At 61.5% G+C, this 26,528-nt stretch carries 30 protein-coding genes; 17 read left to right on the top strand and 13 right to left on the bottom strand.

From position 1 onward, the window contains the following. The first annotated feature begins 65 nt into the window (after window positions 1–65). Window positions 66–581 carry a DUF2062 domain-containing protein gene (locus AB4O08_RS24180; protein WP_021492748.1) on the top strand — a complete coding sequence of 172 codons (516 nt, stop codon included), beginning with the start codon at window positions 66–68 and terminating at the stop codon, window positions 579–581. Here AB4O08_RS24180 and AB4O08_RS24175 read toward each other — a convergent pair. Together AB4O08_RS24175 and AB4O08_RS24170 are read right to left on the bottom strand one after the other, a co-directional pair. Further along, entirely contained in the window at window positions 578–1,948 is a 1,371-nt protein-coding gene (locus tag AB4O08_RS24175; protein ID WP_010209646.1) for a sensor histidine kinase, read from the bottom strand. The two genes, AB4O08_RS24180 and AB4O08_RS24175, sit on opposite strands and share 4 nt — an antisense overlap. Then, complete coding sequence (locus AB4O08_RS24170; protein WP_021492750.1) at window positions 1,935–2,663, bottom strand: response regulator transcription factor; 729 nt, start codon at window positions 2,661–2,663, stop codon at window positions 1,935–1,937. The genes AB4O08_RS24175 and AB4O08_RS24170 overlap by 14 nt, the downstream gene beginning before the upstream one ends. A gap of 206 nt (window positions 2,664–2,869) precedes the next feature. Here AB4O08_RS24170 and AB4O08_RS24165 point away from each other — a divergent pair, with 206 nt between their 5' ends. The 4 genes from AB4O08_RS24165 (at window position 2,870) to AB4O08_RS24150 (ending at window position 7,647) form a co-directional block, all read left to right on the top strand. Continuing rightward, window positions 2,870–5,623 carry a response regulator gene (locus tag AB4O08_RS24165; protein ID WP_021492751.1) on the top strand — a complete coding sequence of 918 codons (2,754 nt, stop codon included), beginning with the start codon at window positions 2,870–2,872 and terminating at the stop codon, window positions 5,621–5,623. 122 nt (window positions 5,624–5,745) lie between these two features. Further along, a complete protein-coding gene (locus tag AB4O08_RS24160) occupies window positions 5,746–6,735 on the top strand; it encodes a 2-hydroxyacid dehydrogenase (RefSeq protein WP_010209643.1) in 990 nt (329 codons plus the stop codon). Window positions 6,736–6,805: 70 nt separating this feature from the next. Then, on the top strand, window positions 6,806–7,246 hold the full coding sequence (locus AB4O08_RS24155) for a hypothetical protein (RefSeq protein WP_010209642.1): 441 nt from the start codon (window positions 6,806–6,808) through the stop codon (window positions 7,244–7,246). Further along, window positions 7,243–7,647, top strand: coding sequence for an META domain-containing protein (locus AB4O08_RS24150; protein WP_010209641.1), 405 nt, complete (start codon window positions 7,243–7,245; stop codon window positions 7,645–7,647). Before AB4O08_RS24155 ends, AB4O08_RS24150 begins: the two co-directional genes overlap by 4 nt. A gap of 139 nt (window positions 7,648–7,786) precedes the next feature. On the opposite strand, the gene AB4O08_RS24145 is transcribed toward AB4O08_RS24150, so the two are convergent. Further along, a complete protein-coding gene (locus tag AB4O08_RS24145; protein WP_010209638.1) occupies window positions 7,787–8,248 on the bottom strand; it encodes a TlpA disulfide reductase family protein in 462 nt (153 codons plus the stop codon). Window positions 8,249–8,363: 115 nt separating this feature from the next. Here AB4O08_RS24145 and arsC point away from each other — a divergent pair, with 115 nt between their 5' ends. From arsC to AB4O08_RS24130, 3 genes are read left to right on the top strand one after another with little or no spacing between them, the layout of a single operon-like run. Continuing rightward, complete coding sequence (gene arsC / locus AB4O08_RS24140) at window positions 8,364–8,717, top strand: arsenate reductase (glutaredoxin) (protein WP_010209636.1); 354 nt, start codon at window positions 8,364–8,366, stop codon at window positions 8,715–8,717. After that, a complete protein-coding gene (wrbA, locus tag AB4O08_RS24135; RefSeq protein ID WP_010209634.1) occupies window positions 8,714–9,328 on the top strand; it encodes an NAD(P)H:quinone oxidoreductase in 615 nt (204 codons plus the stop codon). The genes arsC and wrbA overlap by 4 nt, the downstream gene beginning before the upstream one ends. Beyond that, on the top strand, window positions 9,312–9,728 hold the full coding sequence (locus tag AB4O08_RS24130) for a DUF2069 domain-containing protein (RefSeq protein WP_010209633.1): 417 nt from the start codon (window positions 9,312–9,314) through the stop codon (window positions 9,726–9,728). Before wrbA ends, AB4O08_RS24130 begins: the two co-directional genes overlap by 17 nt. 88 nt (window positions 9,729–9,816) lie before the next feature. On the opposite strand, the gene AB4O08_RS24125 is transcribed toward AB4O08_RS24130, so the two are convergent. Together AB4O08_RS24125 and ttcA are read right to left on the bottom strand one after the other, a co-directional pair. Further along, the gene (locus AB4O08_RS24125) at window positions 9,817–10,488 is read right to left on the bottom strand and encodes a DNA-3-methyladenine glycosylase I (RefSeq protein ID WP_010209632.1); all 672 of its coding nucleotides are present in this window, start codon (window positions 10,486–10,488) and stop codon (window positions 9,817–9,819) included. A gap of 67 nt (window positions 10,489–10,555) precedes the next feature. After that, window positions 10,556–11,380 (bottom strand): tRNA 2-thiocytidine(32) synthetase TtcA, encoded by an 825-nt coding sequence (gene ttcA, locus AB4O08_RS24120; protein WP_010209631.1) that lies wholly within the window; start codon window positions 11,378–11,380, stop codon window positions 10,556–10,558. Window positions 11,381–11,642: 262 nt separating this feature from the next. Between ttcA and AB4O08_RS24115 the strand changes: the two genes are divergently transcribed. After that, complete coding sequence (locus tag AB4O08_RS24115) at window positions 11,643–12,245, top strand: Yip1 family protein (RefSeq protein ID WP_010209630.1); 603 nt, start codon at window positions 11,643–11,645, stop codon at window positions 12,243–12,245. Between the two features lie 128 nt (window positions 12,246–12,373). Then, entirely contained in the window at window positions 12,374–12,868 is a 495-nt protein-coding gene (locus tag AB4O08_RS24110) for a SprT family zinc-dependent metalloprotease (RefSeq protein WP_010209629.1), read from the top strand. Window positions 12,869–12,973: 105 nt separating this feature from the next. On the opposite strand, the gene AB4O08_RS24105 is transcribed toward AB4O08_RS24110, so the two are convergent. Next, on the bottom strand, window positions 12,974–14,155 hold the full coding sequence (locus AB4O08_RS24105) for a CaiB/BaiF CoA transferase family protein (RefSeq protein WP_045791938.1): 1,182 nt from the start codon (window positions 14,153–14,155) through the stop codon (window positions 12,974–12,976). A 157-nt stretch (window positions 14,156–14,312) separates the two neighbouring features. On the opposite strand from AB4O08_RS24105, the gene tusD reads away from it, so the two are divergent. From tusD to AB4O08_RS24075, 6 genes are all read left to right on the top strand, one after another. Continuing rightward, window positions 14,313–14,705, top strand: a complete 393-nt coding sequence (gene tusD / locus AB4O08_RS24100) for a sulfurtransferase complex subunit TusD (protein ID WP_021492753.1) — start codon at window positions 14,313–14,315, stop codon at window positions 14,703–14,705. Window position 14,706: 1 nt separating this feature from the next. Then, window positions 14,707–15,057 (top strand): sulfurtransferase complex subunit TusC, encoded by a 351-nt coding sequence (gene tusC, locus AB4O08_RS24095; RefSeq protein ID WP_042572148.1) that lies wholly within the window; start codon window positions 14,707–14,709, stop codon window positions 15,055–15,057. Further along, entirely contained in the window at window positions 15,057–15,335 is a 279-nt protein-coding gene (tusB, locus tag AB4O08_RS24090) for a sulfurtransferase complex subunit TusB (RefSeq protein WP_010209618.1), read from the top strand. The genes tusC and tusB overlap by 1 nt, the downstream gene beginning before the upstream one ends. Beyond that, window positions 15,332–15,667, top strand: coding sequence for a TusE/DsrC/DsvC family sulfur relay protein (locus AB4O08_RS24085; RefSeq protein WP_010209617.1), 336 nt, complete (start codon window positions 15,332–15,334; stop codon window positions 15,665–15,667). Before tusB ends, AB4O08_RS24085 begins: the two co-directional genes overlap by 4 nt. Next, entirely contained in the window at window positions 15,664–16,665 is a 1,002-nt protein-coding gene (locus AB4O08_RS24080) for a glycosyl transferase family protein (protein ID WP_021492755.1), read from the top strand. The genes AB4O08_RS24085 and AB4O08_RS24080 overlap by 4 nt, the downstream gene beginning before the upstream one ends. Before the next feature lie 88 nt (window positions 16,666–16,753). Beyond that, window positions 16,754–17,749: a glutathione S-transferase family protein gene (locus AB4O08_RS24075; protein WP_047540916.1), complete on the top strand. Its 996-nt coding sequence runs from the start codon at window positions 16,754–16,756 to the stop codon at window positions 17,747–17,749. A gap of 105 nt (window positions 17,750–17,854) precedes the next feature. On the opposite strand, the gene cysG is transcribed toward AB4O08_RS24075, so the two are convergent. Genes cysG through AB4O08_RS24040 form a run of 7 tightly spaced genes read right to left on the bottom strand, consistent with a single transcriptional unit; the run spans window position 17,855 to window position 25,590 of the window. Continuing rightward, entirely contained in the window at window positions 17,855–19,249 is a 1,395-nt protein-coding gene (gene cysG, locus AB4O08_RS24070; protein ID WP_010209614.1) for a siroheme synthase CysG, read from the bottom strand. Then, window positions 19,250–20,530, bottom strand: coding sequence for a serine--tRNA ligase (gene serS, locus AB4O08_RS24065; RefSeq protein ID WP_010209612.1), 1,281 nt, complete (start codon window positions 20,528–20,530; stop codon window positions 19,250–19,252). 16 nt (window positions 20,531–20,546) lie between these two features. Then, window positions 20,547–20,921, bottom strand: coding sequence for a fluoride efflux transporter CrcB (crcB, locus tag AB4O08_RS24060; RefSeq protein ID WP_042572146.1), 375 nt, complete (start codon window positions 20,919–20,921; stop codon window positions 20,547–20,549). Next, window positions 20,921–22,243 (bottom strand): replication-associated recombination protein A, encoded by a 1,323-nt coding sequence (locus AB4O08_RS24055; protein WP_010209607.1) that lies wholly within the window; start codon window positions 22,241–22,243, stop codon window positions 20,921–20,923. The genes crcB and AB4O08_RS24055 overlap by 1 nt, the downstream gene beginning before the upstream one ends. A gap of 10 nt (window positions 22,244–22,253) precedes the next feature. Continuing rightward, on the bottom strand, window positions 22,254–22,877 hold the full coding sequence (gene lolA, locus AB4O08_RS24050; RefSeq protein WP_010209605.1) for an outer membrane lipoprotein chaperone LolA: 624 nt from the start codon (window positions 22,875–22,877) through the stop codon (window positions 22,254–22,256). Window positions 22,878–22,931: 54 nt separating this feature from the next. Beyond that, a complete protein-coding gene (locus AB4O08_RS24045; RefSeq protein ID WP_010209603.1) occupies window positions 22,932–25,340 on the bottom strand; it encodes a DNA translocase FtsK in 2,409 nt (802 codons plus the stop codon). After that, complete coding sequence (locus AB4O08_RS24040) at window positions 25,315–25,590, bottom strand: hypothetical protein (RefSeq protein ID WP_137205507.1); 276 nt, start codon at window positions 25,588–25,590, stop codon at window positions 25,315–25,317. Before AB4O08_RS24040 ends, AB4O08_RS24045 begins: the two co-directional genes overlap by 26 nt. A gap of 246 nt (window positions 25,591–25,836) precedes the next feature. On the opposite strand from AB4O08_RS24040, the gene aat reads away from it, so the two are divergent. Continuing rightward, window positions 25,837–26,517, top strand: a complete 681-nt coding sequence (gene aat, locus AB4O08_RS24035) for a leucyl/phenylalanyl-tRNA--protein transferase (protein WP_010209601.1) — start codon at window positions 25,837–25,839, stop codon at window positions 26,515–26,517. The last annotated feature ends 11 nt before the right edge of the window (window positions 26,518–26,528 follow it).

Genomic DNA, 26,528 nt, shown 5'->3' with positions numbered 1-26,528 from the left:
AAAGTCTGAATTTTCTGTTTATAGAATGCGGGCATACTTGCCCCTCGAACTGACCTGGACCCCTTATGCCCCGGCGCTTATTCAAACGATACATGCCTGACCCCAGCAGTATCAGGGAACACAAGTCATTACAGTTTCTCGGCACCTTGCTGCATGACCCGAACCTCTGGCACCTGAACCGGCATTCGGTCGCACGCGCAATGGCCGTGGGTTTGTTCGCGGCCTTTATCCCGATTCCGTTGCAGATGTTGCTGGCAGCCGTCCTGGCGATCACCGTGCGCGCCAATATGCCCATCGCGGTCAGCCTGGTATGGCTGACCAACCCGATTACCATGCCTGTGGTGTTTATCTGTACTTACATGACCGGCGCCTGGCTGATGAATGTGCCGCCGCGCAGCTTGCCGGATGACCTGACCTGGGAATGGATCAGCGGCCAATTGAGCACGTTATGGCAGCCGTTCCTGCTGGGTTCAGTGGTGTTGGGGCTGGTATTGGGCGCGATCGCGTACTGCCTGACCATGGGCTATTGGCGCTGGTGGGTGGCCCACCAATGGAAAAAACGCAAACAACGTCGCGCCTAGCAAGCCCGCAGGCGCAGATGCACCCGTAACCCTTGCCCGGTATTTTCTGCCCAGAGGCTACCGTCCTGGCGCTGCACGGCATTGCGCGCGATGCTCAGGCCCAGGCCGAAGCCACCATCGCCCGGGCGTGAACCGTCCAGCCGGGTAAAAGGTGCGAAGATCCGCTCCAGATCCCCTTCATCTATCCCGCCGCCCTGGTCCTCCAGCCACACATGCCAATAGTCACCTTCGCGACGCCCATCCAGGCTGACCACACCGCCCACGGGTGAGTGGCGGATGGCATTGCGCAGGATGTTTTCCAGCGCCTGGGCCAACGCGTTCAGGTTGCCTCGCACCCAGCAATCCGGGCCGAGCAGGCACGGCAGACGCGATGCCGGCCAATCGCTCTCGAAACACGCGTTTTCGCGCAGCATGTCCCACAAGGCCTGCAGCTGGATATCTTCCTGAGGCAGCGGCGCCCGTTCAGTGTCCAGCCAGGCCAGTTGCAGGCTGTCTTCGACCAGGCGTTGCATGGCGTCGATCTCACGGCCGAGGCGCTCGCGCAGTTGCGTCAGGTCTTGCTCACTGTCACAGGCCACCCGCAGACGACTCAGCGGTGTGCGCAGTTCGTGGGACATGTCCCGCAGCAGTTGCTGCTGCAACACCACGGTACCCTGCAAACGCTCGGACATATGGTCGAACGCACGGCCCAGCTCGCCCAATTCATCCCGGCGACTGGTCGCATCGTGGGATAACCGGGTATTCAATTGATCGGCACGCCAGGCGTTGGCCTGCTCACGCAGTTGATTCAGGGGCACGATCAGCAACCGATACAGGCCGACGCACAACAACAGGGTAAACAGACCGGGGATAACGCCATTGGTCACCACCCGCCAGAACAGCTGATAGCGCCCCGGCATGAAGCGCTGCGGCAACTCGATCACCAGCGAACCCGCGTTGGGGTCGACGGGGAACGGGATTTTCAGCCACGGCAGGCCTTTGACATGTCGGCTCACCGGCCAATCCAGGCCACGCAGAAAGGTCAGGCGCTGGCTTTCCTTGTCGGTCAGCGGGTAACTGCTGAGCGACTGCAGGTCATTGCCGATCACGCCTATCCAGGTGGTTTCACGCTTGCCCATCGCCTGCAGCCAAGCGTCGACACCCGCACGTCCACCCTGACTCCACGCCTGCTCGGCACCGACTGCGTAGCCACTCAACGTGATCCGCGCTTCATCGGACAGGTAGGCGTTCTTCTGCTCCATGTACCGACCCCACGACCAACTGAGCCAGATCATCAGCAAACAGAAGGCGATCAACAGGCAGGCCAGCTTCCAGAACAACGAGTGCTTGCCCGGCAGCCGCTTCAAGGGGCGTTCAAAGGCTGTCATCGGCACCGCTCAGCACATAGCCTTTGCCCCACACCGTACGCACTTCGCGCTCGGTGTAGCCGATGGCCTTGAGCTTGCGGCGGATCTGGCTGATGTGCATGTCGAGGCTGCGGTCATGGGGCGCGTAACCGCGTTGCAGCACATGCTGGTAAAGGAAGGGTTTGCTGAGGACTTCTTCAGCGTTGCGATGCAGGGTTTCCAACAGCCGGTATTCACTGCGGGTCAAGCCGGCCCAGTGCCCCAGGTGGAAGACATCGCACAATTGATCGTCGAAGCGCAGGGTGCGGGCATCGTCACGTGCGGGTGCCAGGCTCGGCAATGGGCGTCGGTCCAGGGCCACCCGGCGCAGGATGGCTTCAATGCGCACACGCAGCTCGATCATGCTGAACGGCTTGGGCAGGTAGTCATCGGCGCCCAGGCGGAAACCGCTGATGCGATCGGCCTCGGCCCCCAGTGCCGACATCAGGATCACCGGGATCGAATGGCTCTGACGCAGGTGGGTCAGGATCGACAACCCATCCAGCCCCGGCAGCAGGATATCCATCAGCACCACGTCAAACACTTGATTGCGCGCCATCTGCAGACCTTGCTGGCCGTTCTGGCACCAGGTGACGTGGAAACCACAGCGGCCCAGGTGCTCCTGGACATAGGCGCCCAGCACGGGGTCATCTTCAATGGTCAGGACACTGGGTAGGCCAATCGCTGCGGGATTCATTAGTATCTGCAAGTCATTCTCAATCACTGATTATTCAAGATTCACCCGCCACAGGCAATCGCCACCGCGCGCCAAATGCCTTGAAGATTGCCGTATGTCATTAATTTGCAAGATTCCTCGCCGCGCAAATGGCTACACTGCGCAGGTGGCGCGGACCGGATGCCCGCGCAATTTCGTAGATATCAATGTGGTAGCAGGAGAGTGGCGTGCTGACAAGAATGGGGATAAAAGGCCGCGTACTGTTGCTGACCTTATTACCGACCAGCCTGATGGCCTCGTTGTTGGGGGGCTATTTCACCTGGATGCAGCTCTCGGAACTGCAGACCCAATTGCTGCAACGCGGCGAGATGATTGCTGAGCAATTGGCGCCGCTGGTCGCGCCCGCCCTCAGCGCGCGCAACACCGATCTGCTTGAGCGCATCGCCACTCAATCCCTGGAACAGCCGGACGTGCGTGCCGTGTCCTTTCTGAGCCCCGAACGCGCGTCCCTCGCCCACGCCGGCCCGACCATGCTCAACCAACCGCCGGTCGGCAACAGCTCTCACCTGCTGCAACGCACCGGCAATGACGCCACCCGCTATTTGCTGCCGGTGTTCGGGCGCCATCGCAACCTTGCCGGCGAGCTGATCCCGGATGAAGCCGACCGCCTGCTGGGCTGGGTCGAGGTGGAACTGTCCCACAACGGCATGTTGCTGCGCGGCTACCGCAGCCTGTTCGCCAGCCTGTTGCTGATCGCCATCGGCCTGATTTGCACCGCCGCGCTGGCGCTGCGCATCAGCCGCACGATCAATTCGCCGATCGGCCAGATCAAACAAGCCGTGGCTCAACTCAAGGACGGCAATCTGGAAACCCGCCTGCCGCCCCTGGGCAGCCAGGAACTGGACCAGCTCGCTTCCGGCATCAACCGCATGGCCGAGACCTTGCAGAATGCCCAGGAAGAACTGCAACACAGCATCGACCAGGCTACCGAGGACGTGCGCCAGAACCTGGAAACCATCGAGATCCAGAACATTGAGCTGGACCTGGCACGCAAGGAGGCCTTGGAGGCCAGCCGCATCAAATCGGAGTTCCTGGCCAACATGAGCCATGAGATCCGCACGCCGCTCAACGGCATCCTTGGCTTTACCCACTTATTGCAAAAAAGCGAGCTGACCCCACGCCAGCTCGACTACCTGGGCACCATCGAAAAGTCCGCCGACAACCTGCTGGGCATCATCAACGAGATCCTCGATTTCTCGAAAATCGAAGCCGGCAAGCTGGTGCTCGACAGCATCCCGTTCAACCTTCGGGACTTGCTGCAAGACACCCTGACCATCCTCGCACCCGCCGCCCATGCCAAACAGTTGGAACTGGTGAGCCTGGTGTACCGCGACACGCCGCTGGCGTTGGTCGGCGACCCGCTGCGCTTGAAGCAGATCCTCACCAACCTGATCAGCAACGCGATCAAGTTCACCCGCGAGGGCACCATCGTGGCCCGGGCAATGATCGAGGACGAACAGGAGGACAGCGTGCAATTGCGCATCAGCGTGCAGGACACCGGTATCGGCCTGTCCAGCCAGGACGTGCGCGCGCTGTTCCAGGCCTTCAGCCAGGCCGACAACTCGCTGTCGCGCCAACCCGGCGGCACGGGGCTGGGCCTGGTGATTTCCAAGCGCCTGATCGAGCAGATGGGCGGCGAAATCGGCGTCGACAGCACGCCGGGCGAAGGTTCGGAATTCTGGATCAGCCTGAACCTGCCCAAGACCCGCGACGACGTCGAAGACTTGCCTTCCGCGCCCCTGCTGGGTCATCGCGTCGCCGTGCTGGAAAACCACGAACTGGCACGCCAGGCACTGCAACATCAATTGGAAGACTGCGGCCTGGAAGTCACCCCGTTCAATAGCCTGGAAAGTCTGACCAACGGCATCACCAGCGCCCATCAGACCGAACAGGCCATCGACCTGGCGGTGCTCGGCGTGACGGCCAACGACATCCCGCCCGAACGCCTCAACCAGCACCTGTGGGACCTCGAACACTTGGGCTGCAAAGTGCTGGTGCTGTGCCCCACCACCGAGCAGATGCTGTTCAACCAGTCTGTGCCCAACCCCAACAGCCAGTTGCAGGCCAAGCCGGCGTGCACGCGCAAACTGCGCCGTGCGCTGTCCGACCTGATCAGCCCGCGTCCGTCGCGCAGTGAACCGGGCGAACCGTTGTCCAGCCGTGCGCCGCGCGTGTTGTGCGTGGATGACAATCCGGCGAACCTGCTGCTGGTACAGACCCTGCTGGAAGACATGGGCGCGCGGGTGCGTGCCGTGGAAAGCGGTTATGCCGCCATCGACGCCGTGAAACAGGACACCTTCGACCTGGTGCTGATGGACGTACAAATGCCCGGCATGGATGGCCGCCAGAGCACCGAGGCGATCCGCCAGTGGGAAAGCGAACGCAGCGGCACGCCATTGCCAGTGGTCGCCCTCACCGCCCACGCCATGGCCAACGAAAAACGCGCCTTGCTGCAAAGCGGCATGGACGATTACCTGACCAAACCCATCAGCGAGCGGCAGCTGGCTCAGGTGGTATTGAAGTGGACCGGCCTGGCCCTGCGCAATCAAGGCCCGGAACGCGTAGCGGATGGCCTCGGCCCCGGCGTACAACTGCCTGTGCTTGACCATGAAGAAGGCCTGCGCCTGGCCGCCGGTAAGGCGGATCTGGCGGCGGACATGCTCGCCATGTTGCTCGCCTCCCTGGAGGCCGACCGACTCGCCATCACCATTGCGCGTGACGCCAACGACAACAACGCCCTGATCGAGCGTGTGCACCGACTGCATGGCGCCACCCGTTATTGCGGCGTACCGCAACTGCGGGCCGCCTGCCACCGCGCCGAAACCCTGCTCAAGCAGGACGACGCCAAGGCCCAGCATGCCTTGGACGAACTGGACATGGCCATCGCCCGACTCGCCAGTGAAGCGCGGGTCAACGCCTGATTTTGCACAGGTACCGGCGTTTGTGGTGAGCGGGCTTGTCGGCTCGCCGTATCGCGCGAGCGGGGCAAGCCCGCTCACCACAAACGCCTGTGCCTTCATTTGTCATTGCAGGGAGCATTTCCATGCGCGTCATTCTTTTCAGCAGCCAGACCTACGACCGCGACAGTTTCCTCGGCGAACCGCTGCCGCCTGGCCTGGAGCTTCAGTTCCAGCCAGCCCGTCTCAATCTGGACACCGTAGCCCTGGCCGAGCATCACGAAGTGGTCTGCGCCTTTATCAACGACGACCTCAGCGCCCCGGTCCTGGAGCATCTGGCCAAGGGTGGCACGCGGTTGATCGCCTTGCGTTCGGCGGGTTACAACCATGTGGACCTGGCCTGCGCCAAGCGCCTGGGCCTGACCATCGTGCGGGTACCGGCGTATTCGCCCCATGCGGTGGCCGAGCATGCGGTCGCACTGATCCTCGCCCTCAACCGTCGACTGCACCGGGCCTACAACCGCACCCGCGATGGCGATTTCAGCCTGCATGGCCTCACCGGGTTCGACCTGGTGGGCAAGACCGTCGGCGTGGTTGGCACCGGGCAGATCGGCGCTACGTTTGCCAAAATCATGGCCGGCTTCGGCTGCCAGTTGCTCGCCTATGACCCCTTCCCCAACCCGCAGGTACAGGCCCTGGGCACGCGCTACGTGAGCCTGCCCGAACTGCTCGCCCAGGCACAGATCATCAGCCTGCATTGCCCGCTCACCGCCGACAGCAAGCACTTGATCAACGCCCGCTCCCTGGCGCAGATGCAGCCGGGCGCGATGCTGATCAACACAGGTCGCGGCGGCCTGGTCGACACCCCGGCGCTGATTGAGGCGCTCAAGGACGGCCAGCTCGGCTATCTGGGACTCGATGTGTATGAAGAAGAGGCCCAGCTGTTTTTCGAGGACCGCTCCGACCTGCCCCTGCAGGACGACGTCCTCGCGCGCCTGCTGACCTTCCCCAATGTGATCATCACCGCCCACCAGGCGTTCCTCACGCGCGAGGCCCTGGCGGCGATTGCCGGCACCACCCTGGCCAACATTGCCGCCTGGGCCGATGGGCGGGCGCAGAACCTTGTCGAAGGATGATCAGCGGTCACATACCGGGCTCATGATGAGCCAGCACCGTGATAGGATGCCGCGCCTATTTGGAGGATCCATGGCCGAACACGATTTCCGCTTCAGTTTGCTGAGCCCGCAACACACCCTGATCGAATGCCGCGCCCTGGTGCCGGGCCGTTATCAGGTCACTGGCAACGGTGGTTCGATCAAGCACGGCGACGTGCTGATCGTCACCTTGCGCGGTAGTAAAACCCTGTCGATGCGCCTCACCGTCGAAGGTGACGCGCGCTACTCCATCCGCCCGGCAGGCCAGTGGGTCGCCATGGCCCAGGGGCCGAAGTTCGGCGAGTTGGAGATTCACACCTGGAAGGTCAACTGCGACAGCTGCGAGGCCGTGCTGGAGTTCGAATTCGCGGTGGAAACCAAGCTGACCAAAGAGCCGCTGCAACCCGCCGCGAATGCGCGCATTGCCGAACTGGGCTGGGCCAGCGAGGGTGACAAGCACCGCTGCCCGAAATGCCAGAAGGCCGCGCAATGAGAGGCCTGCTTCTGCTCGCCGCCATCGGTGCGGCCCTGACGGGTTGCGCCGGGGATTCGGTCAAGCTCAAGCAGGATCACAGCTACGTGGTGGAATGGATTGGTGAACGCCCGCTGATGGACTATGCGCACCTGACCGTCACCCTTGGCGCCGATGGCCGCGCCTACGGCAATGGCGGCTGCAACCACTGGTTTGCGCCCTACACCGTCGACGGCGACAGCCTCAGCTTCGGCAAGATCGGCAGCACCCGCAAACTCTGCGCCGAGGCCCTGATGGAGCAGGAACACCGCTTCTTCCAGGCCCTGCAAGGCGTGCAGCGTTGGGATATCTCGCCCATCGAGCAGACGCGGTTCTGGCCGGCCGAAGGCAAGCCGATCCGCTTGTGGCTCGAAGAAGGCTGATTTACCCAATCGATGGATTGATGGAAGCTGAATGTGGGAGGGGGCTTGCCCCCGGTAGCGGTGGATCAGTCAATATATTATTGCTGACATGCCGTCATCGGGGGCAAGCCCCCTCCCACAGGTGTTTTGAGTCGTGGTTTTAGCCGCGCAAGGCCTTGAGCTTGGCCAACACCCCTTCCGCTGTCTGCTCACCCATCAACTGCTCACGTACCTTGCCCTTGTCATCAATGATGTAGGTCACCGGCAATGCTTCGCTGCGTGGAATATCGAAAATCTCTTCCGGGTTCTGCGCCAGCACCGTGAACTTGATGCCCAGCTTGTCGCTGGCGGCTTTCAGTTCTTCGCCCTGCACGTTGTCGAAATTGACCCCAAATACGCCTACGTTCTGCGCCTTCAACTGCTCGGCCAACGCATTGAGTTCGGGGATTTCCGTACGGCACGGGCCACACCATTCGGCCCAGTAGTTGACCACCAGCCATTGCTTGTCCAGGCGTTCGGAAGCTACCTTCTTGCCATATTGGTCAACGCCGTAATCGTTACCGCAGCCGCTGAGCAGCAGGGTTGTGATGATCGCCAATGCACCGATCAGTCGCCTTGTCATGGGGTAATCCTTCGCAAAAATGAACGTTGGCTGCGACCTATCGCCTCTTACGGTTTAAGGACAGGTCGCTGCGCGGGTAGAATACCCGCCACCTTACGCAAGATGCGACCCGCACATGACCGATCTGACGCTTTATCACAACCCGCGCTGCTCGAAATCCCGCGGTGCGCTGGAACTGCTGGAAGCCCGCGGCCTCACTCCGACGGTGGTGCGCTACCTGGAAACCCCGCTGGACGCCGCGCAATTGAAGGCGTTGCTGGGCAAGCTGGGCATCAGCGCCCGCCAACTGCTACGCACGGGTGAAGATGAATACAAAACCCTCAACCTGGCGGACGCCAGCCTCAGCGAAGCACAGTTGATTGCCGCCATCGCCGAGCATCCGAAGCTGATGGAACGCCCTATCCTGGAAACCGCCGACACCGCCATCATTGGCCGTCCGCCGGAAAACGTGCTGGAGATTCTGCCGTGACGTCGCCGTATGTGCTGGTGCTGTATTACAGCCGCAATGGCTCGGTGAGCGAAATGGCCCGGCAGATTGCCCGGGGCATCGAGCAAGGCGGCATGGAAGCCCGGCTGCGCACCGTGCCGGCGATCTCCACCGAGTGCGAAGCCGTGGCGCCGAGTATTCCAGAGGAAGGCGCGCTGTACGCCAGCCTCGATGACTTGAAGCACTGCTCGGGCCTGGCCCTGGGCAGCCCGACCCGCTTCGGCAACATGGCCGCGCCGCTCAAGTATTTCCTCGACGGCACCAGCAACCTGTGGCTTACCGGTGCCCTGGTCGGCAAGCCGGCTGGGGTGTTCACCTCTACCGCCAGCCTGCACGGCGGCCAGGAAACCACGTTGATGTCGATGCTGTTGCCGCTATTGCACCACGGCATGCTCATCACCGGCCTGCCCTACAGCGAACAGGCGTTGCTCGACACCCAGGGCGGCGGCACGCCGTATGGCGCCAGCCACCATGCCGGGCCTGACGGCAAGCGCTTGCTCGATCAACATGAAATCGCCCTGTGCCGCGCACTCGGCCTGCGCCTGGCCACCACCGCCACGCTGCTGGAGAACGGCCGTGGCCAGAAAGCCTAAGGTCCTGCCGCCCCAGGCGTGGCTGGAGCCGCGGGTCAAGCTGGCGCGCGTGCTGAGCCTGCTGGCGTTTTTCGGCTTGGTGGGGTTGCTGTGCGTGTACTACCTGTTCGTTGCTGATCTGCACGGCGCACGGCCGTGGGTGATCCTGCTGATCGAACTGGTGCCGCTGCTGGTGCTGACGCCGGGCATGCTGCTGGGCAGCGCGCGCGGGCATTCGTGGATGTGCTTTGTGGTGAATTTGTACTTCATCAAGGGCGCGCTGGCGGCCTATGACCCGAACCGGCAGTGGTTCGGGGTACTTGAGATGCTGGCGAGCCTGGCGGTGTTTTGTACGGCGTTGTTGTATGTGCGGTGGCGGCATCAGTTGAATCGGCGATTGGTTGAAGCCCGCGACGCCTGAAACTCAGCCTTCGCGAGCAAGCCCACTCCCACATTTGGATGCATTCCCCTGTGGGAGCGGGCTTGCCCGCGAAAGCATCAACGTGGTCTCAATGATTCACCGTATACGCCAGCATCATCGACAACTGGCACATCGGCCGCCCACTCTCGGCATGCCACTGGTTGAACGCCCCCTGCACCGTCGCCAGGTCGCGCAGGCTGGTCGGCGCCTTGTCGACAATCTTCTGCGCGTTCAGCGCCGCCACCACGTCATAACTCGGCACAAAGGTGTCCTTGCCGACCATGCGCAGGAAGCGCGGCGCTGACAGCCCGCCGAGCTGGTGACCATGCTTGCTCAGGTATTTCCACAACCCGACGATATCGGTCACCGGCCAATCGGCGACAAACGCGCCGAAACTGCCCTTCTCCTGCTCGATGTCGAGAATCATCTGCGCATTGCGCGGTACGCTCTTGAGCTTGCCCAAGTGACGGATGATGCGCGTGTCCTGCATCAGCCGCTCCAGGTGCTCGGCGCCCATCAGCACGACCTTTTCCGGGTCAAAACCGAAGAACACCTGCTCGAAGGCCGGCCACTTGGCGTCCACTACGCTGTGCTTCAAGCCCGCACGAAACACACGCAACGCCAGGGTCGACAGGTAGCGATCATCGCTGATCTTGCGCAATTGCGCCGGGGTCTTGGGTACAGGCAGGTGGGCTTCCAGCTCGGCCGCCGAACCGAATCGGTTCAGACAGTATTCGTGCAGCCACTTGTAATCGCGCATGCCCTCTCCTAGCAATTGAATTGAAAACGGCGCCCGCAAGCGCCGTGTGTCAGAGCGTTGAATCGACTCAGAGGTTCACAACATTGACGAAGCGCGACGCAGCGGTCTCATCAATCTTCAAGCTGGTGAAGTCGAACAGGTTACGATCGGCCAACTGCGAGGGAATCACATTCTGCAGGCTGCGGAAGATGCTTTCGGTACGGCCTGGGGTCTTGCGCTCCCAGTCCACCAGCATTTCCTTGACCACCTGGCGCTGCAGGTTCTCCTGGGAGCCGCACAGGTTGCACGGAATGATCGGGAATTGCTTGAAGTCGGAGTAGGCCTGGATGTCTTTCTCGTTGCAATACGCCAGCGGGCGGATCACCACATTGCGCCCGTCATCGGCGCGCAGCTTGGGCGGCATGGCCTTGAGTGAGCCGTTGAAGAACATGTTGAGGAAGAAGGTCTCGACGATATCATCGCGATGATGACCCAGTGCCATCTTGGTCGCACCGATCTCGTCGGCGAACGTGTACAGCGTGCCACGGCGCAGGCGCGAGCACAGCGAGCAGGTGGTCTTGCCCTCCGGAATCAGCTCCTTGACCACCGAGTAGGTGTCTTTTTCGACGATGTGATACTCGACACCCAGCGCCTTGAGGTAGGCCGGCAGCACGTGCTCAGGGAAACCCGGTTGTTTCTGGTCCATGTTGACGGCGACGATCTCGAATGTGATCGGCGCGACCTTTTGCAGGTGCAGCAGCACGTCGAGCATGGTGTAGCTGTCTTTGCCGCCGGAGAGGCAGACCATGACCTTGTCGCCGTCCTCGATCATGTTGAAATCGGCGACCGCTTCCCCGGCCAGGCGACGCAGGCGTTTTTGCAGTTTGTTCTGGTTGACCGTAAGAGTGCCCATGGCGCTTGGATCCGCTAGAGGTGTGTGACGAAAAGCCGGTTATTTTACGCAAAAAAACCATCAAAAGGGCTAGCGGTAAAAGACCTCGCCGCGATTAAGCTCAATGTTTACAGCGCAATTTGCTCTAAAGGCCCTACAGTTATTCCGGTCATCACTTCCTATACTGCGACTAGAGGTCGCACATCTATCCGGACCTTTGAGGCCATTTGGCCCGTGGGCGCTCCGATGGGGGGCGATGGTAATAACGACAGGAGTGACTGGCATGATCCATCACGTCGTGGGGCTGTTTACCCATCCCGACCAGGAATGGCGGGAAATCCGTGGCGATAAAGAAGAAAGCATCGGCCACATGTACCTCACTCACACCTTGATTCTTGCGGCGATCCCCGCCGTATCCGCCTTTATCGGCACCACCCAGGTCGGCTGGGTCATCGGCAATCGCGCACCGGTGATGCTGACCCAGGAAAGCGCCTTGTGGATGACCCTCATGTCTTACGCCGCCATGCTCGGCGGCGTGGCGGTAATGGGCGCGTTTGTCCACTGGATGGCACGCACCTACGACGCCAACCCCAGCATGGCGCGTTGCGTGGCCTTTGCCACCTACACCGCTACGCCGTTGTTTATCGGTGGGCTGGCCGCGCTCTATCCGCATATGTGGCTGGGCATGGTCGTGGGTACGGCGGCCATTTGTTACACGGTGTACTTGCTCTATGTCGGGCTGCCGACCTTCATGAACATCGACCCCGATGAAGGCTTCCTGTTTTCCAGCTCGGTACTGGCCGTGGGCCTGGTGGTCCTGGTGGCAATCATGGCGTTTACCGTGGTCGTCTGGGGCCTGGGCGTGGGCCCTATCTACACCAACTGACCTTTTCAACCCCCAGGCAAAGCCACCGCAAGGTGGCTTTGTGCATCATGCATGACCATTCGGCGCCTGACAGATTCGGAAACACCCAGCTTTGCGGCATACTGGACGTCTCTGGAGATATGTACAGCATGCCCGAGCAACTCAATACCCGCGTCGAAGATTGTTTCCTGCAAGCCGAATCCTTTTTCAAACGAAGCTTCAAACGCCCCCAGGTCAGCCTCAAGCTGCGTGGGCAAAAGGCCGGTGTCGCGCATTTGCACGAGAACCTGCTGCGTTTCAACCCACAGTTGTACCGTGAAAACAGCCAGCACTTCCTGAAACAGACCGTGGCCCACGAAGTCGCGCACCTGATTGCCCACCAATTGTTTGGCGAACGTATCCAGCCCCATGGCGAGGAATGGCAATTGATCATGCGCGGGGTCTACGAACTGCCGCCGGATCGTTGCCATACCTATGAGGTGAAGCGTCGTCAGGTGACTCGCTATATCTATCGTTGCCCGTGTGCCGATAGCGACTTTCCGTTTTCGTCGCAGCGACATGGCATGGTGGCTCAGGGGCGGCGGTATTTGTGTCGCAGGTGTCGGCAGACGCTGGTTTTTACCGGGGAAACTCGGGTGGAGTGAGGGCCTCTTCGCGAGCAAGCCCGCTCCCACATTCGCCTGTATTCCAAGGTCAGAACACGTTCGGTTGTGGGAGCGGGCTTGCTCGCGAAAGCGTCAGATCAGGCACTACCCAACCACCTTGGCCTGTCGCAGCTCGGCTATCCGCTGGGCACTAAGCCCCAGCTCCACCAACACCTCATCACTGTGTGCGCCCACGGCAACGCCAATATGCCGAGGCGCCGGTAACCCGTCGGAAAACTTCAACGGACAGGCAAGCTGCGACTGGGTCGAGCCGTCGCCCCGCGGCACCTGGCTGACCAGCGCACGCGCCTTCAACTGCGGATGCGCCACGGCTTCGCTCAGGGTCAACACCGGTTCCACACAGGCATCTGTCGCGGCAAACAGCGCACACAGCTCATCAAAACTGCGCTTTTCAAACTCGACCTGCAGCGCCTGCTTGAGGGCTTTTTGCTGTTCCGGCTTGGGCGACAAACCTTGCGCGGCCAGTTCGGGGCGGCCCAAGGCTGTGCAGAGTTGTTGCATAAACGCCGGTTCCAGGCTGCCCACCGACATCCAACGCCCATCCCGTGACCGGTAATAGTCGTAGAAACTACCGCCATTGAGCACATGGCTTTCCCACTCAGGCTCCACCCCACACGCCAGGTAACCCGCGCCGGCCATCGCGTTCAGGCTGAACGAGCAATCGGTCATGCTCACATCCAGGTATTGCCCCACCCCGCTCTGCTGCCGAGCGATGACCGCCGCCAGCAACCCCACCACCGCATGCAGCGAACCACCGCCCACGTCCGCCAACTGCACGCCGAGGGGCAAAGGCCCGGCGTCCTGGCGCCCGGTGTAGCTGGCCACTCCGGCGAGCGCCAGGTAATTGATATCGTGCCCGGCGCGGTCCTTATAGGGGCCAGTCTGGCCGTAACCGGTGATCGCCACATAAATCAGCCGGGGGTTGATCGCCTTCAGTGCCTCATAGCCCAACCCAAGGCGATCCATTACCCCAGGTCGGAATTGTTCGAGCAGAATGTCGTAGTCCTTCACCAGTGCCCGTACGATCTCCAGCGCCTCGGCCTGCTTGAGGTCCAGTGCCAGACTGCGCTTGTTACGATTGAGGTAGGCGTGGCTGGCCGAAGTGCCCTGATCATGGGGCGGCAGCACCCGCAACAGGTCCATGCGTGTGGGCGACTCGATACGCAGCACTTCGGCGCCCATGTCCGCCAGCATCAGGGAGGCAAACGGGCCGGGCAGCAGGGTGGAAAAATCCAGCACTTTGAGGGACGCCAAGGGACCTGACATGGGCACTCCATTTCCGTTTCGACTGCCCACAGACTAGGCAGCCTTGCCCCTGAGGGCAATCGCCGGAACGGTCACCGACAGTGACCGTTTTGATCACGGCGGGCTTTTTCGTGGCGGCGGCTTTATCATTGGCTCACGTTTGCTTGCAGAGTGTTCCATGAAGTTTGCGATTGCAGTGTTTTCCGCCGCCCACGCGCCCTCCTCGCGCCGTGCCCTGCTGTTCGCCCAGGCGGCATTGGCCGGCGGGCATGAGATTGTGCGGCTGTTTTTCTATCAGGACGGCGTGCACAGCGCGTCCAGCAACATCGTTGCGCCTCAAGATGAGCAAGACATCGCCCGACAATGGCGCGAGTTTGTCAGCCAGCACTCGCTTGATGGCGTGGTGTGCATTGCCGCCGCCTTGCGCCGCGGCGTGCTCAACCAGGAGGAAGCCACGCGTTATCAGCGCAGCGCGGTCAACCTCGACGCACCTTGGGCGTTGTCGGGCCTGGGGCAGTTGCACGATGCCGCCCAGTCCGCCGACCGCCTGATCTGTTTTGGAGGGGCGTGATATGTCCAAATCTCTTTTGGTGATCAACCGCCAGTCGCCGTGGTCCGGGCCAAGCGCCCGCGAAACGCTGGACATCGTGTTGGCCGGCGGCGCTTTCGATCTGCCGATCGGCCTGCTGTTCCTCGATGACGGTGTGTTCCAGCTCGCGCCGCACCAGGACGCCAAAGCCGTGCAGCAAAAAGACCTCAGCGCCAACCTTCAAGCACTGGGTCTGTTCGGCATTGATGAAGTGTTCGCCTGCAGCCACAGCCTGGCCGAGCGCGGTCTCTCAACACCCGCCAACGCCCAGCCGCTGGACACTGCAGCGATCTGCGAACTGATTGACCGTTACGACCAGGTGATTACCCTCTGATGTCGACTCTACATGTGGTATCCCATTCCCCGTTTACCGATAGCCGCCTCGCAAGCTGCCTGCGCATCTGCGGCGCCACGGACGCCATCCTGCTCTGCGGCGATGGCGCCTATGGGCTGCACAACGCAGCGCTGCAAACAAAGGGCGTGAAGGTGTTTGTCCTGGCCGAAGACATGCAGGCCCGCAATCTGCCGCTCCCGGACTGGGCCGACAGCGTGGACTACCCAGGCTTCGTGCAATTGTCGATTGACTACGACAAGGTCAACACCTGGCTATGAACACCCTGACCGTAGGCGCACGCACCCTGGAACTGGACAAGGACGGCTACCTGGCCCACCTGGACGACTGGTCCGCTGACGTCGCCAATGCCCTGGCCGCCGCCGAAGCTTTGGAGCTGACCGAGGCCCACTGGGAAATCCTCGAATTGCTGCGCCAGTTTTATGCCGAATTCCAGCTGTCACCGGCCACACGCCCGTTGATCAAGTACACGGCCTTGAAACTCGGCCCGGAAAAGGGCAACAGCCTGCACCTCAACAAACTGTTCAACGGCACTCCCGCCAAACTCGCCGCCAAACTGGCGGGCCTGCCCAGGCCGACGAATTGCTTATGACCGACTTTGCCCCGCTGACCCTCGAAACCCCTGCCGAGCACCCGTTTGCGCAGTTCGTGCGCATCCTGGGCAAAGGCAAGCGCGGTGCGCGCAACCTCACCCGCGAGGAAGCGCGCGAAGCCATGGGCATGTTGCTCGACGAAAAAGTCGAAGACACCCAGCTCGGCGCCTTCCTGATGCTGCTGCGCCACAAGGAGGAAAGCCCGGAAGAACTCGCCGGTTTCACTGAGGCCGTGCGCGAACGCCTGGCCGCCCCGGCGCTGAACGTGGATGTCGACTGGCCAACCTATGCCGGAAAGAAGCGCCATCTGCCGTGGTATCTGCTGGCGGCCAAGTGCCTGGCGCAAAATGGCGTGCGTATTCTCATGCACGGCGGCGGCGCACACACGGCGGGGCGGCTGTACACCGAGCAATTGCTGGAAGGTTTGCAGATCCCGCTATGCCGTAACTGGCAGCAGGTCGAGAGCGCCTACACGCAAGGCAACCTGGCGTTTATCCCGCTGGGTGACTGGGCGCCGCAACTGCAACGCATGATCGACCTGCGCAACACCCTGGGCCTGCGCTCGCCTATCCACTCCCTGGCGCGTTTGCTCAACCCCCTGAATGCCCGACTGGGCCTGCAAAGTATTTTCCACCCCGGTTACCAGGGCGTGCACCGCGATGCCAGCGGCCTGCTCGGCGACAACGTAATCGTGGTGAAGGGTGATGGCGGCGAGATCGAGATCAACCCTGACTCGGCGAGCCACCTGTACGGCACCACCGGCGGCGAAAGCTGGGACGAGGAGTGGGCCGCCCTCTCCGCCCAACGCCACGTCAAACCGGCCACACTCGAACCGGAACACCTGAAGGCGTTGTGGCGCGGCGATGTCGAAGACAGTTATCCGCAATTGGCCTTGATCGCGACCATGGCCCTGGCGTTGCGCGGCCTTGGCCATTCACGCGAACAGGCGTTCATCCTGGCCCAGCAATACTGGGATGCGCGAGACAAATCGATTTAATCGATCATTAACGCCCGGTCTTTGCGCTTTTAGTTCGAACTCAGCCCTTTAGACTGGGCTCCAACGCTTAATAGTCGAGGAGCCAGTCATGGGTTTGCTGATCGAAGGACACTGGAAAGACCAGTGGTACGAAAGTAGCGCAGACGGCGCATTCCAACGGGAACAGGCGCAACGCCGGAACTGGGTGACCGCCGACGGCGCGCCAGGCCCGAGCGGCGAAGGCGGTTTCAAGGCCGAGGCCGCCCGTTATCATCTCTACGTCTCCCTCGCCTGCCCGTGGGCCCATCGCACCCTGATCCTGCGCAAGCTCAAGGGCCTGGAAAGCCTGATTGATGTATCTGTGGTCAGTTGGCTGATGCTGGAAAACGGCTGGACCTTCGACAAGGCCCACGGCTCGACCGGCGACAAGCTGGATGATTTTGACTTCATGCACCAGCGCTACACCGCTGACACTGCCGATTACACCGGGCGCGTCACCGTGCCAGTGCTGTGGGACAAGAAGCTCAAGCGCATCGTCAGCAATGAATCGGCGGAGATCATCCGCATGTTCAACAGCGCGTTCAATGAGTTGACCGGCAATACCCTCGACTTCTACCCCGAGCCGCTGCGCGCGACCATCGACGCGCTGAACGAGCGCATCTACCCCGCCGTGAACAACGGCGTATACCGCGCAGGCTTTGCCACGTCGCAGCAGGCGTATGACGGTGCGTTTGAGGATGTGTTTGCCGAGCTGGATCACCTGGAACATCATCTGGGTGACCATCGCTACCTGGTCGGTGAATACCTGACCGAGGCGGATGTACGGCTGTTCACCACGCTGATTCGCTTTGATGCGGTGTATTACAGCCACTTCAAATGCAACCTGCGCAGGATTGCGGACTATCCGAACCTGTCGAATTGGCTGAGGGAGATGTATCAGTGGCCGGGGGTGGCCGAGACGGTGGATTTCGAGCATATCAAAGGGCATTACTATGCCAGTCACCGCACGATCAACCCGACGGGGATTGTGCCGAAGGGGCCGTTACAAGCGTTTGATACTGCGCATGATCGTGGGCGGCTAAACGGCAGAGCTGTCTGGGGCTGATCCAGATGCAGTGTTGTGTCTGAAGGCGTCATCGGGAGCAAGCCCCCTCTCACATTGGCATGCATTCCAATATGAGAGGGGGCTTGCTCCCGATGCTTTTAAGGCTCAAACCTGGGACTGCGCGCCTTCAAACCACTTGAGCTTCTCGCGCAACACCACCACCTCACCGACGATCACCAGTGTCGGCGCATGCACTTCATGCTCCGCCACCAGCCGCGGCAGGTCCGCCAGGGTGCCGGTAAATACACGCTGGTTGGACGTGGTGCCCTGCTGGATCAGCGCTGCGGGGGTGTCCGATGCACGCCCGTGCTTGATCAGTTGCTCACAGATGATCGGCAAGCCAATCAAACCCATGTAGAACACCAGGGTCTGCGACGGCCCCACTAGATCCTGCCAAGGCAGGTCTGACGTCCCGTTCTTCAAATGCCCGGTAATAAAACGTACCGACTGGGCATAGTCACGGTGAGTCAGCGGAATCCCGGCATAGGCCGCGCAACCACTGGCTGCGGTGATTCCCGGTACGACCTGGAACGGGATGCCATGGGCAGCCAACTCCTCGATCTCTTCGCCACCCCGACCAAAGATAAACGGGTCGCCACCTTTGAGGCGCAGCACACGCTTGCCTTGCTTGGCCAAATCCACCAGTTGCTGGTTGATCTGGTCTTGCGGCACGGCATGATCGGCACGACGCTTGCCGACATAAATTCGCTCGGCATCACGGCGGCACAGTTCGAGAATCGCCGGAGCGACCAGGCGGTCATACAGCACCACGTCGGCTTGCTGCATCAGGCGCAGGGCGCGGAAGGTCAGCAGGTCGGGATCACCCGGCCCTGCGCCCACCAAATAGACTTCGCCCGGCGCGTAGGGTGGCGCGCCGTTGACCTTCTCGATCAGCAAGCGTTCGGCTTCATCGCCCTGCCCGGCCAACTGACGGTCGGCGATCGGGCCCTGGAAAACCTCTTCCCAAAACGCACGACGCTGCTGAACATCCGGGTACAAGCCTTTGACCTGGGCACGAAAACGCGCCGCCAACCCCGCCAACTGACCATAGGTGGACGGAATCCAGGTTTCCAGCTTCGCTCGGATCAGGCGTGCCAGCACCGGCGCATCGCCGCCGCTGGACACTGCGATCACCAACGGTGAACGGTCAACAATCGCCGGGAAGATCACGCTGCACAAGGCTGGCGCATCCACCACGTTAACCGGCACGCAACGGCGCTTGGCATCGCTGGACACTTGCGCGTTCAGCGGCTCGTCGTCTGTGGCCGCAATGATCAGGGTGCAACCGTCGAGGTCCGCCTCCTGATAACCGCGCAAAATCAACTCCCCGCCACTCTCCAGTACCCGTTCACGCAACTGGTCTTCGATCTGGGGAGCAACCACCCGCAGCAACGCACCGGCATCGGCCAGCAGCCGGGATTTGCGCAAGGCAATCTCCCCGCCACCGACGACCAACACACGACTGCCGCGCAGGTTATGAAACAGCGGCAGAAATTCCATTTAGCGGATGACCTCAACGCCCGCCATGTAAGGCTTGAGCACTTCCGGTACACGGATCGAACCGTCAGCCTGCTGGTAGTTTTCCAGCACTGCCACCAGGGTACGGCCTACCGCCAGGCCGGAACCGTTAAGGGTGTGCACCAGCTCCGGCTTGCCGGTTTCCGGGTTACGGAAACGCGCCTGCATGCGACGGGCCTGGAAATCACCGCAGTTGGAGCACGACGAAATCTCGCGGTACTTGTCCTGGCTCGGCACCCACACTTCAAGGTCGTAGGTCTTCACGGCGCTGAAACCCATGTCGCCGGTGCACAGCGCCAGCACACGGTACGGCAGCTCCAGCAATTGCAGGACGCGTTCGGCGTTGGCGGTCAGGCCTTCCAGGGCTTCCATGGACGTCGACGGCTCGACCACTTGCACCATCTCGACCTTGTCGAACTGGTGCTGGCGGATCATGCCGCGGGTGTCACGGCCCGATGCGCCGGCTTCGCTGCGGAAGCACGGGCTGTGGGCCACGAACTTGATCGGCAGTTGCTTGGCGTCGAGGATCTCGCCGGCGACGATGTTGGTCAGCGACACTTCGGCGGTCGGAATCAGGTACAGGTCGGCTTCGCCGTCGCGGCTGATCTTGAACAGGTCCTCTTCGAACTTCGGCAACTGGCTGGTGCCCATCAACGCCGGCGCCTGCACCAGATACGGGGTGTAGGCTTCTTCGTAACCGTGCTCGCCGGTGTGCAGGTTGATCATGAACTGCGCCAGGGCACGGTGCATGCGCGCAATCGGCCCGCGCAGCAAGGCAAAGCGCGCGCCGGACATCTTGGCCGCGGTTTCGAAATCCAGGCCGCCGGTCAATTCGCCCAGGGCGACGTGGTCCTTGATCTCGAAATCAAAGGCGGTTGGCGTGCCCCAGCGACGCACTTCGACGTTACCGTCTTCATCTTCGCCAATCGGCACGGATTCGTGCGGGATGTTGGGGATGCCGAGCAGGATCGAATCCAACTCGGACTGGATTTTTTCCAGCTCGACTTTACCGTCGGACAGCTCAGTGCCCATGCGCTCGACATCCGCCATCAGCGGCGCGATGTCTTCACCGCGCTGCTTGGCCTGACCGATGGATTTGGAACGCGCATTACGTTCAGCCTGCAGTGCTTCGGTGCGGGTCTGGACGGTCTTGCGCTGTTCTTCCAGCGCTTCGATGCGCGCAACATCCAAGGCAAAGCCACGGGATGCCAGGCGGTCCGCTACGTCCTGAAGGTTGCTACGTAACAGTTTGGAATCGAGCATGTCGGTCTCTCGTTTATCAAAGTTTGGTCAAGGACAGGCCAGCCCAGGTGGCGAGCAGCCCGCCGAACACGCTGATGCCCAGGTACCCGAAGGCTATCAGGGCCTGCCCGCTTTCCAGCAGGCGCAGCGTATCCAGTGAAAAGGATGAAAAGGTCGTCAGACCGCCTACAAAGCCGACAATCAAGCCAGCCCGAATTTCAATCGGTACTTCCGGGCGCAACAGGAACCAGCCATACAACAGCCCGATGATCAAACAGCCCACCAGGTTGACCGCCAGGGTCGCCGCATAAAAATGCTTCGGCCAGTTGGCGCTGACCCAGGTGCTAGTGGCGAAACGCAATAATGTACCAGCGATGCCGGCTGCGGACACGGCTAGAATCGTCTTGAACACTACTTTCTCCGTTGTTTAGGGCTGAGTCGATCGAGTTCGGCGAGGTGATTGAGCTTTTCACCGATCTTCAGCTCCAGGCCACGGGGCACCGGCTGATAAAGCGGAAGTGGCTCAAGGTCATCGGGGAAGTAGTCTTCACCGGCCGCATAGGCGTCCGGCTCATCGTGGGCGTAGCGGTATTCATCCCCATAACCCAGTTGTTTCATCAGCTTGGTCGGCGCGTTGCGCAGGTGCATCGGCACTTCGAGGGAGCCGTATTCGGCGGCGGCGCGCAAGGCCGACTTGAAGCCCATGTACACCGCGTTGCTTTTCGGCGCGCAGGCCAGGTAAGTGATGGCCTGGGCCACTGCCAGCTCGCCTTCCGGGCTGCCGAGCCGCTCCTGCACGTCCCAGGCGGCGAGGCACAGGCTCAGTGCGCGTGGGTCGGCGTTGCCGATGTCTTCGCTGGCCATGCGTACCACGCGGCGTGCCAGGTAGAGCGGGTCGCAGCCGCCGTCGATCATGCGCGCGAACCAGTACAGCGCGCCGTCCGGGTTGGAGCCGCGTACGGATTTATGCAAGGCCGAGATCTGGTCGTAGAAGGCTTCGCCGCCCTTGTCGAAACGACGGCGCGTGTCGCCGAGCAGGCTTTGCAGGAGGTCGACGCCAATCTCGCTGCCGTCTTCGGCCAGGTCGGAAGCGTTCTCCACCAGGTTGAGAAAGCGGCGACCATCACCATCGGCGGCGGTCAGCAGGATCTTGAAGCCCTCTTCGCTGACGCGAAGTTGCCGCTTGCCCAGGCCTTTGTCTTCACTCAGGGCGCGCTGCAGCAATTTCTGCATCGCCGCTTCGTCCAGGCTTTTCAGCACATAGACCCGCGCGCGCGAGAGCAAGGCGTTGTTCAATTCAAACGAAGGGTTTTCGGTGGTGGCGCCGATAAAAATCAGCGTGCCATCTTCCACATAGGGCAAAAACGCATCCTGCTGCGATTTGTTGAAGCGGTGCACTTCATCGACAAACAGGATGGTGCGCTTGCCGTACTGCCCGGCCTGCTGCTTGGCGACTTCCACCGCCTGGCGGATCTCCTTGACCCCAGCCAGTACCGCCGAGACCGTTTCGAAGTGCGCATCCGAGACCTTCGCCAGCAGCCGCGCCAGGGTCGTCTTGCCCACCCCCGGCGGCCCCCAGAAAATCATCGAGTGCAGCGCCCCCTGCTCCAGGGCTTCGCGCAAAGGCTTACCGCGAGCAAGCAGGTGTTCCTGACCGACGTACTCATCCAGGTTGGTCGAACGCAAGCGTGCGGCCAATGGCTGGGCAATCGGGTCACTTCGAAACAGGTCCATGGGCAGCGTGTTATTCCTGGATCACGTCGGCACCCTTGGGGATGTCGAACTTGAACTTGGCGGCGGGCACAGGCTGGTTGGCCTTGACCCCGGAGAACAGTATGTCGGTGCGTTGGCCGACACTGTCGACCAGGCGCATATTGTTGATCACGCCATTGCCGAACGACAGGGACAGCGTATCGAACAGCGTGTCCTTGGATTTCGGCTTGAGGGTGAACTCGATCACGTTGCTGGTTTGCTTGGAGGTGATGTCGAAGCTGTCGTTGATCTTCGACACATCACCCGAGAGCAGCAGCGCCGGGGTCTGGTTCAGGCGCGGGTCCAGCTTCTTGATGGTCGCCTGCTGCAAGTCAGGGTCCCACAGGGTCACCTTCTGGCCGTCGGACACGATGGTCTGCTCGGCCTTGCCTTCGGTGTGCCAGTAGAACAGGCCAGGACGCTGCACGGCCATTTCGCCTGCGGTTTCCTGCAACTGGGTGCCGCCGGCATCCAGGGTCAGCTGGGAGAAGCGCGCGGTCAGGGTCTGGGATTTGTCCAACAGGTTCTTCAGGCTCGCGACGGAGGCCGGGTCAGCGTGAGCCGAAACAGCAGTCAGGGCCAGTGCCGGCAACAACAGCATGCGGATAAGGCGCATGGGAGTCCTCATTGATTATTCAGGGCGCGCCGCGTGTTGCCACGCGGTGCGGGATCAGTCGCGCATCTGCCCGGGGGCGATCACTTCACGCGAACCGTTGGTGTTCATTGCGGTGACGACACCCGCCATCTCCATGGCTTCGATCATGCGGGCGGCGCGGTTGTAGCCGATTTTCAGTTTCCGCTGCACCGCAGAAATCGAGGCGCGACGACTCTCCAGCACAAAGGCCACGGCCTCGTCGTATAGCGCGTCGGTTTCAGCATCGTCGTCACCACCGCCGCCGCCGTTTTCAAAACCGCTGCCGGCTTCTTCGACGCCGTTGAGGATGTCGTCGTTGTACTCGGGTGCGCCGCGCAGCTTCCAGGCCTCCACCACGCGGTGCACTTCGTCATCGGAAACAAAGGCGCCGTGGACCCGGATCGGCAGGCTGGTGCCCGGCGGCATGTAGAGCATGTCACCGTGGCCCAGCAATTGTTCGGCGCCGCCCTGATCGATGATGGTCCGTGAGTCGATCTTGCTCGACACCTGGAACGCCATACGCGTGGGAATGTTGGCCTTGATCAAACCCGTGATCACGTCCACCGACGGACGCTGGGTCGCGAGAATCAAGTGGATACCGGCCGCACGGGCCTTCTGGGCGATACGTGCGATCAGTTCTTCGACCTTCTTGCCGACGATCATCATCATGTCGGCGAATTCGTCGACCACCACCACGATGGTCGGCAGCTTGGTCAGTTTCGGCGCTTCGTCATGAATGCTTTCGCGCTTGTACAACGGGTCATCAATGGTCTCGCCGCGGTCGTGGGCTTCCTTGATCTTGGCGTTGAAGCCCGACAGGTTACGCACGCCCATCTTCGCCATCAGCTTGTAGCGGCGCTCCATCTCGGCCACGCTCCAGCGCAGGGCGTTGGCGGCGTCCTTCATGTCGGTAACCACTGGGCACAGCAGGTGCGGGATCCCTTCGTAGATCGACAACTCCAACATTTTCGGGTCGATCATGATCAGCTTGGCGTCTTCCGGGCCGGACTTGAACAGGATCGACAGGATCATCGCGTTCACACCCACCGACTTACCGGAACCGGTAGTACCGGCCACCAGCAGGTGAGGCATCTTCGCCAGGTCGGTGATCACCGGCTTGCCGCCGATGTCGTGGCCCAGGGCCAGGGTCACCGGCGACTTGAAGTTGTCATATTCAGGCGTCGACAGCACTTCGGAGAAGCGCACGATCTGACGGTCTTCGTTGGGAATCTCGATACCCACGGTGGTCTTGCCGGGGATGACTTCCACTACGCGCACGCTGGTCACGGCCAGGGAACGGGCCAGGTCCTTGGCCAGGTTGGAGATGCGGCTGACCTTCACACCGGCGGCCGGCTGGATTTCGTAACGGGTGATCACCGGGCCGGGGTGGATCGAGTCCACCGACACTTCGACGCCGAATTCCTTGAGCTTGATTTCCAACAGGTGACCGACGGCCGCCAGGGATTCCGGTGAATAGTTGAGTTGTTTCTTTTCGGCCGGGTCGAGGATCGAGATCGGCGGCAAAGTACCTTCGACGGCACTGTCGATGAACAGCGGCGCCTGTTTCTCTTTCTGCACGCGGTGGCTCGGCTCGGGAGCCTTGGGCGGAGCCGGCGCGATCACCGGCGGTACCTGCTTCTCGCGGTCCGACATGTGTTTGCTCAGGGCCTGCTCGCGCTCTATCAGGCGCTCCTTGACCTTGGCCTGCTCGCGCCGATCCGGCGTGCTCGGGGCCACGACCTCGTTGACGCGGGTGTCCACCTCGCGCAACTGGGCGACCATGCGCTTGCGATCGACACGGGCCGCCCACCAGCGGTTGGCAGCGCCCTGGAACAGTTCCAGCAGGTCGAGGGTGATCTTGCCGGTCACGTCCATCACCTTGAACCACGACAGGTCGGTGAACACGGTGAGGCCGAACAGGAACAAGGCGATAAACATCAGGGTGCTGCCCTGGATATTCAGGGTCTTGCGCGCCAGGTCGCCGAGGCTTTCGCCCAGCGCCCCGCCCGCGCCCGCCGGCAGGCCGGTCGGTGCATGAAAATGGATATGCGCCAGCGCCGCGCCGGACAGCACCAGGAACACCAGGCCGATCAAGCGCCAGGAAAACAGCCAGCCGCTCCACTGCCACGGCTCGTGGCGCTGGCGGAAGATCTGCCAGGTCTTGATCGCCAGCAGCAACGGGAAGATATAGGCGAAGTAGCCCAGCACCATGAACAGGATATCGGCGCTGTAGGAACCGGCAGGCCCACCGAAGTTCTGCACGTCTTCGATCTTGCTGTTGTGGCTCCAGCCCGGATCGTCCTTGCCGTAAGTGAGCAAGGCCATCATCAGGAACAGGCACAGGGCGCCGATAGCGATCAGCGCACCTTCCTTGAGGCGATAGTGCAGGTGCTGGCGCCAGGCCGGCACGACTGCTGCTTTAGGTGTTGCGGCGGATTTCTTCAAAACGGGTCTTTTCCTGCGCCTTTAGCGCGTCCATCTGTTGAATGACTGCAAATACTGCCCAATCCGAGCAGCTGAAAAATGAACGTGCGTCGTTGAATCTACTTTTAACATTGGGCGCTTGCTGGATGAAATGACGAAAGCGCCACAATGCCCGCATTGTACGGGTTTGTGCCGGCGATGCCACGCCCTTGCCCTTCACTCGGCAGCCTAGCCAAATTTTTGTCACAACATGTTCAATTTGAGCATGCATTGCCTTTGCTGACAAAGGCTTATGCGCTGTTTTTATCAATCAAGGCAAGCTTGGCAAATGGCCTGCATCGCACAGACCCGATTACGACCACGTCCCCGACATAGAGTTGCAGAAACACCTGCTCATGCTAATCCACGCCAATGGCCGATTCGGGCTGGCCCGATGGCCCCATGTCGACAATAATCAGCACTGCGCAAGCAGGTGTCATACCTGCCACTCCCCTCCCCTTCCGTAAGCCTGGATGCCATGCTGACCTGGTTACAACGCGATTCACTGACATTCCCTCCACTCGCCAAGGCGATGCGCGAACCCAATGGTCTGCTGGCTGCTGGCGGCGACCTGTCGGCCGAGCGCCTGGTACAAGCCTACCGCCACGGTTGCTTCCCGTGGTTTTCGGAGGGCCAGCCGATCCTCTGGTGGTCGCCCGACCCGCGCACCGTCATATTCCCCGACGAGCTGCATGTCTCCCGAAGCCTGGGCAAACTGTTGCGCCAGCAGCGCTACACCGTGACCTTCGATCAGGATTTCGCGGCGGTCATTCAGGCCTGCGCGGCACCGCGTGCTTATGCCGACGGCACCTGGATCACCGAAAGTATCCAGAGCGCTTACCTGACGCTCCACCAGCGCGGCTACGCCCATTCGGTGGAGGTTTGGGACAACGGCACGCTGGTGGGCGGGCTGTATGGCCTGGCGATGGGCCAGCTGTTTTTTGGCGAGTCCATGTTCAGCCGCGCCGACAATGCCTCGAAAGTTGGCTTTGCCACACTCACCCGACAACTGCAGGCCTGGGGCTTTGTACTGATCGACTGCCAAATGCCCAACGATCACCTCCATAGCCTGGGTGCCCGCGCCATATCCCGCAGCGACTTCGCAGGTTTCCTGCGCGACCATCTGGACCAGCCCAACGCTGGACCGTGGGTTTCCTAGGCGACTTCCGC

This window comes from Pseudomonas sp. H3_E07 (assembly GCF_054668895.1).
This window is presented reverse-complemented; position numbering and strand designations above follow the sequence as displayed.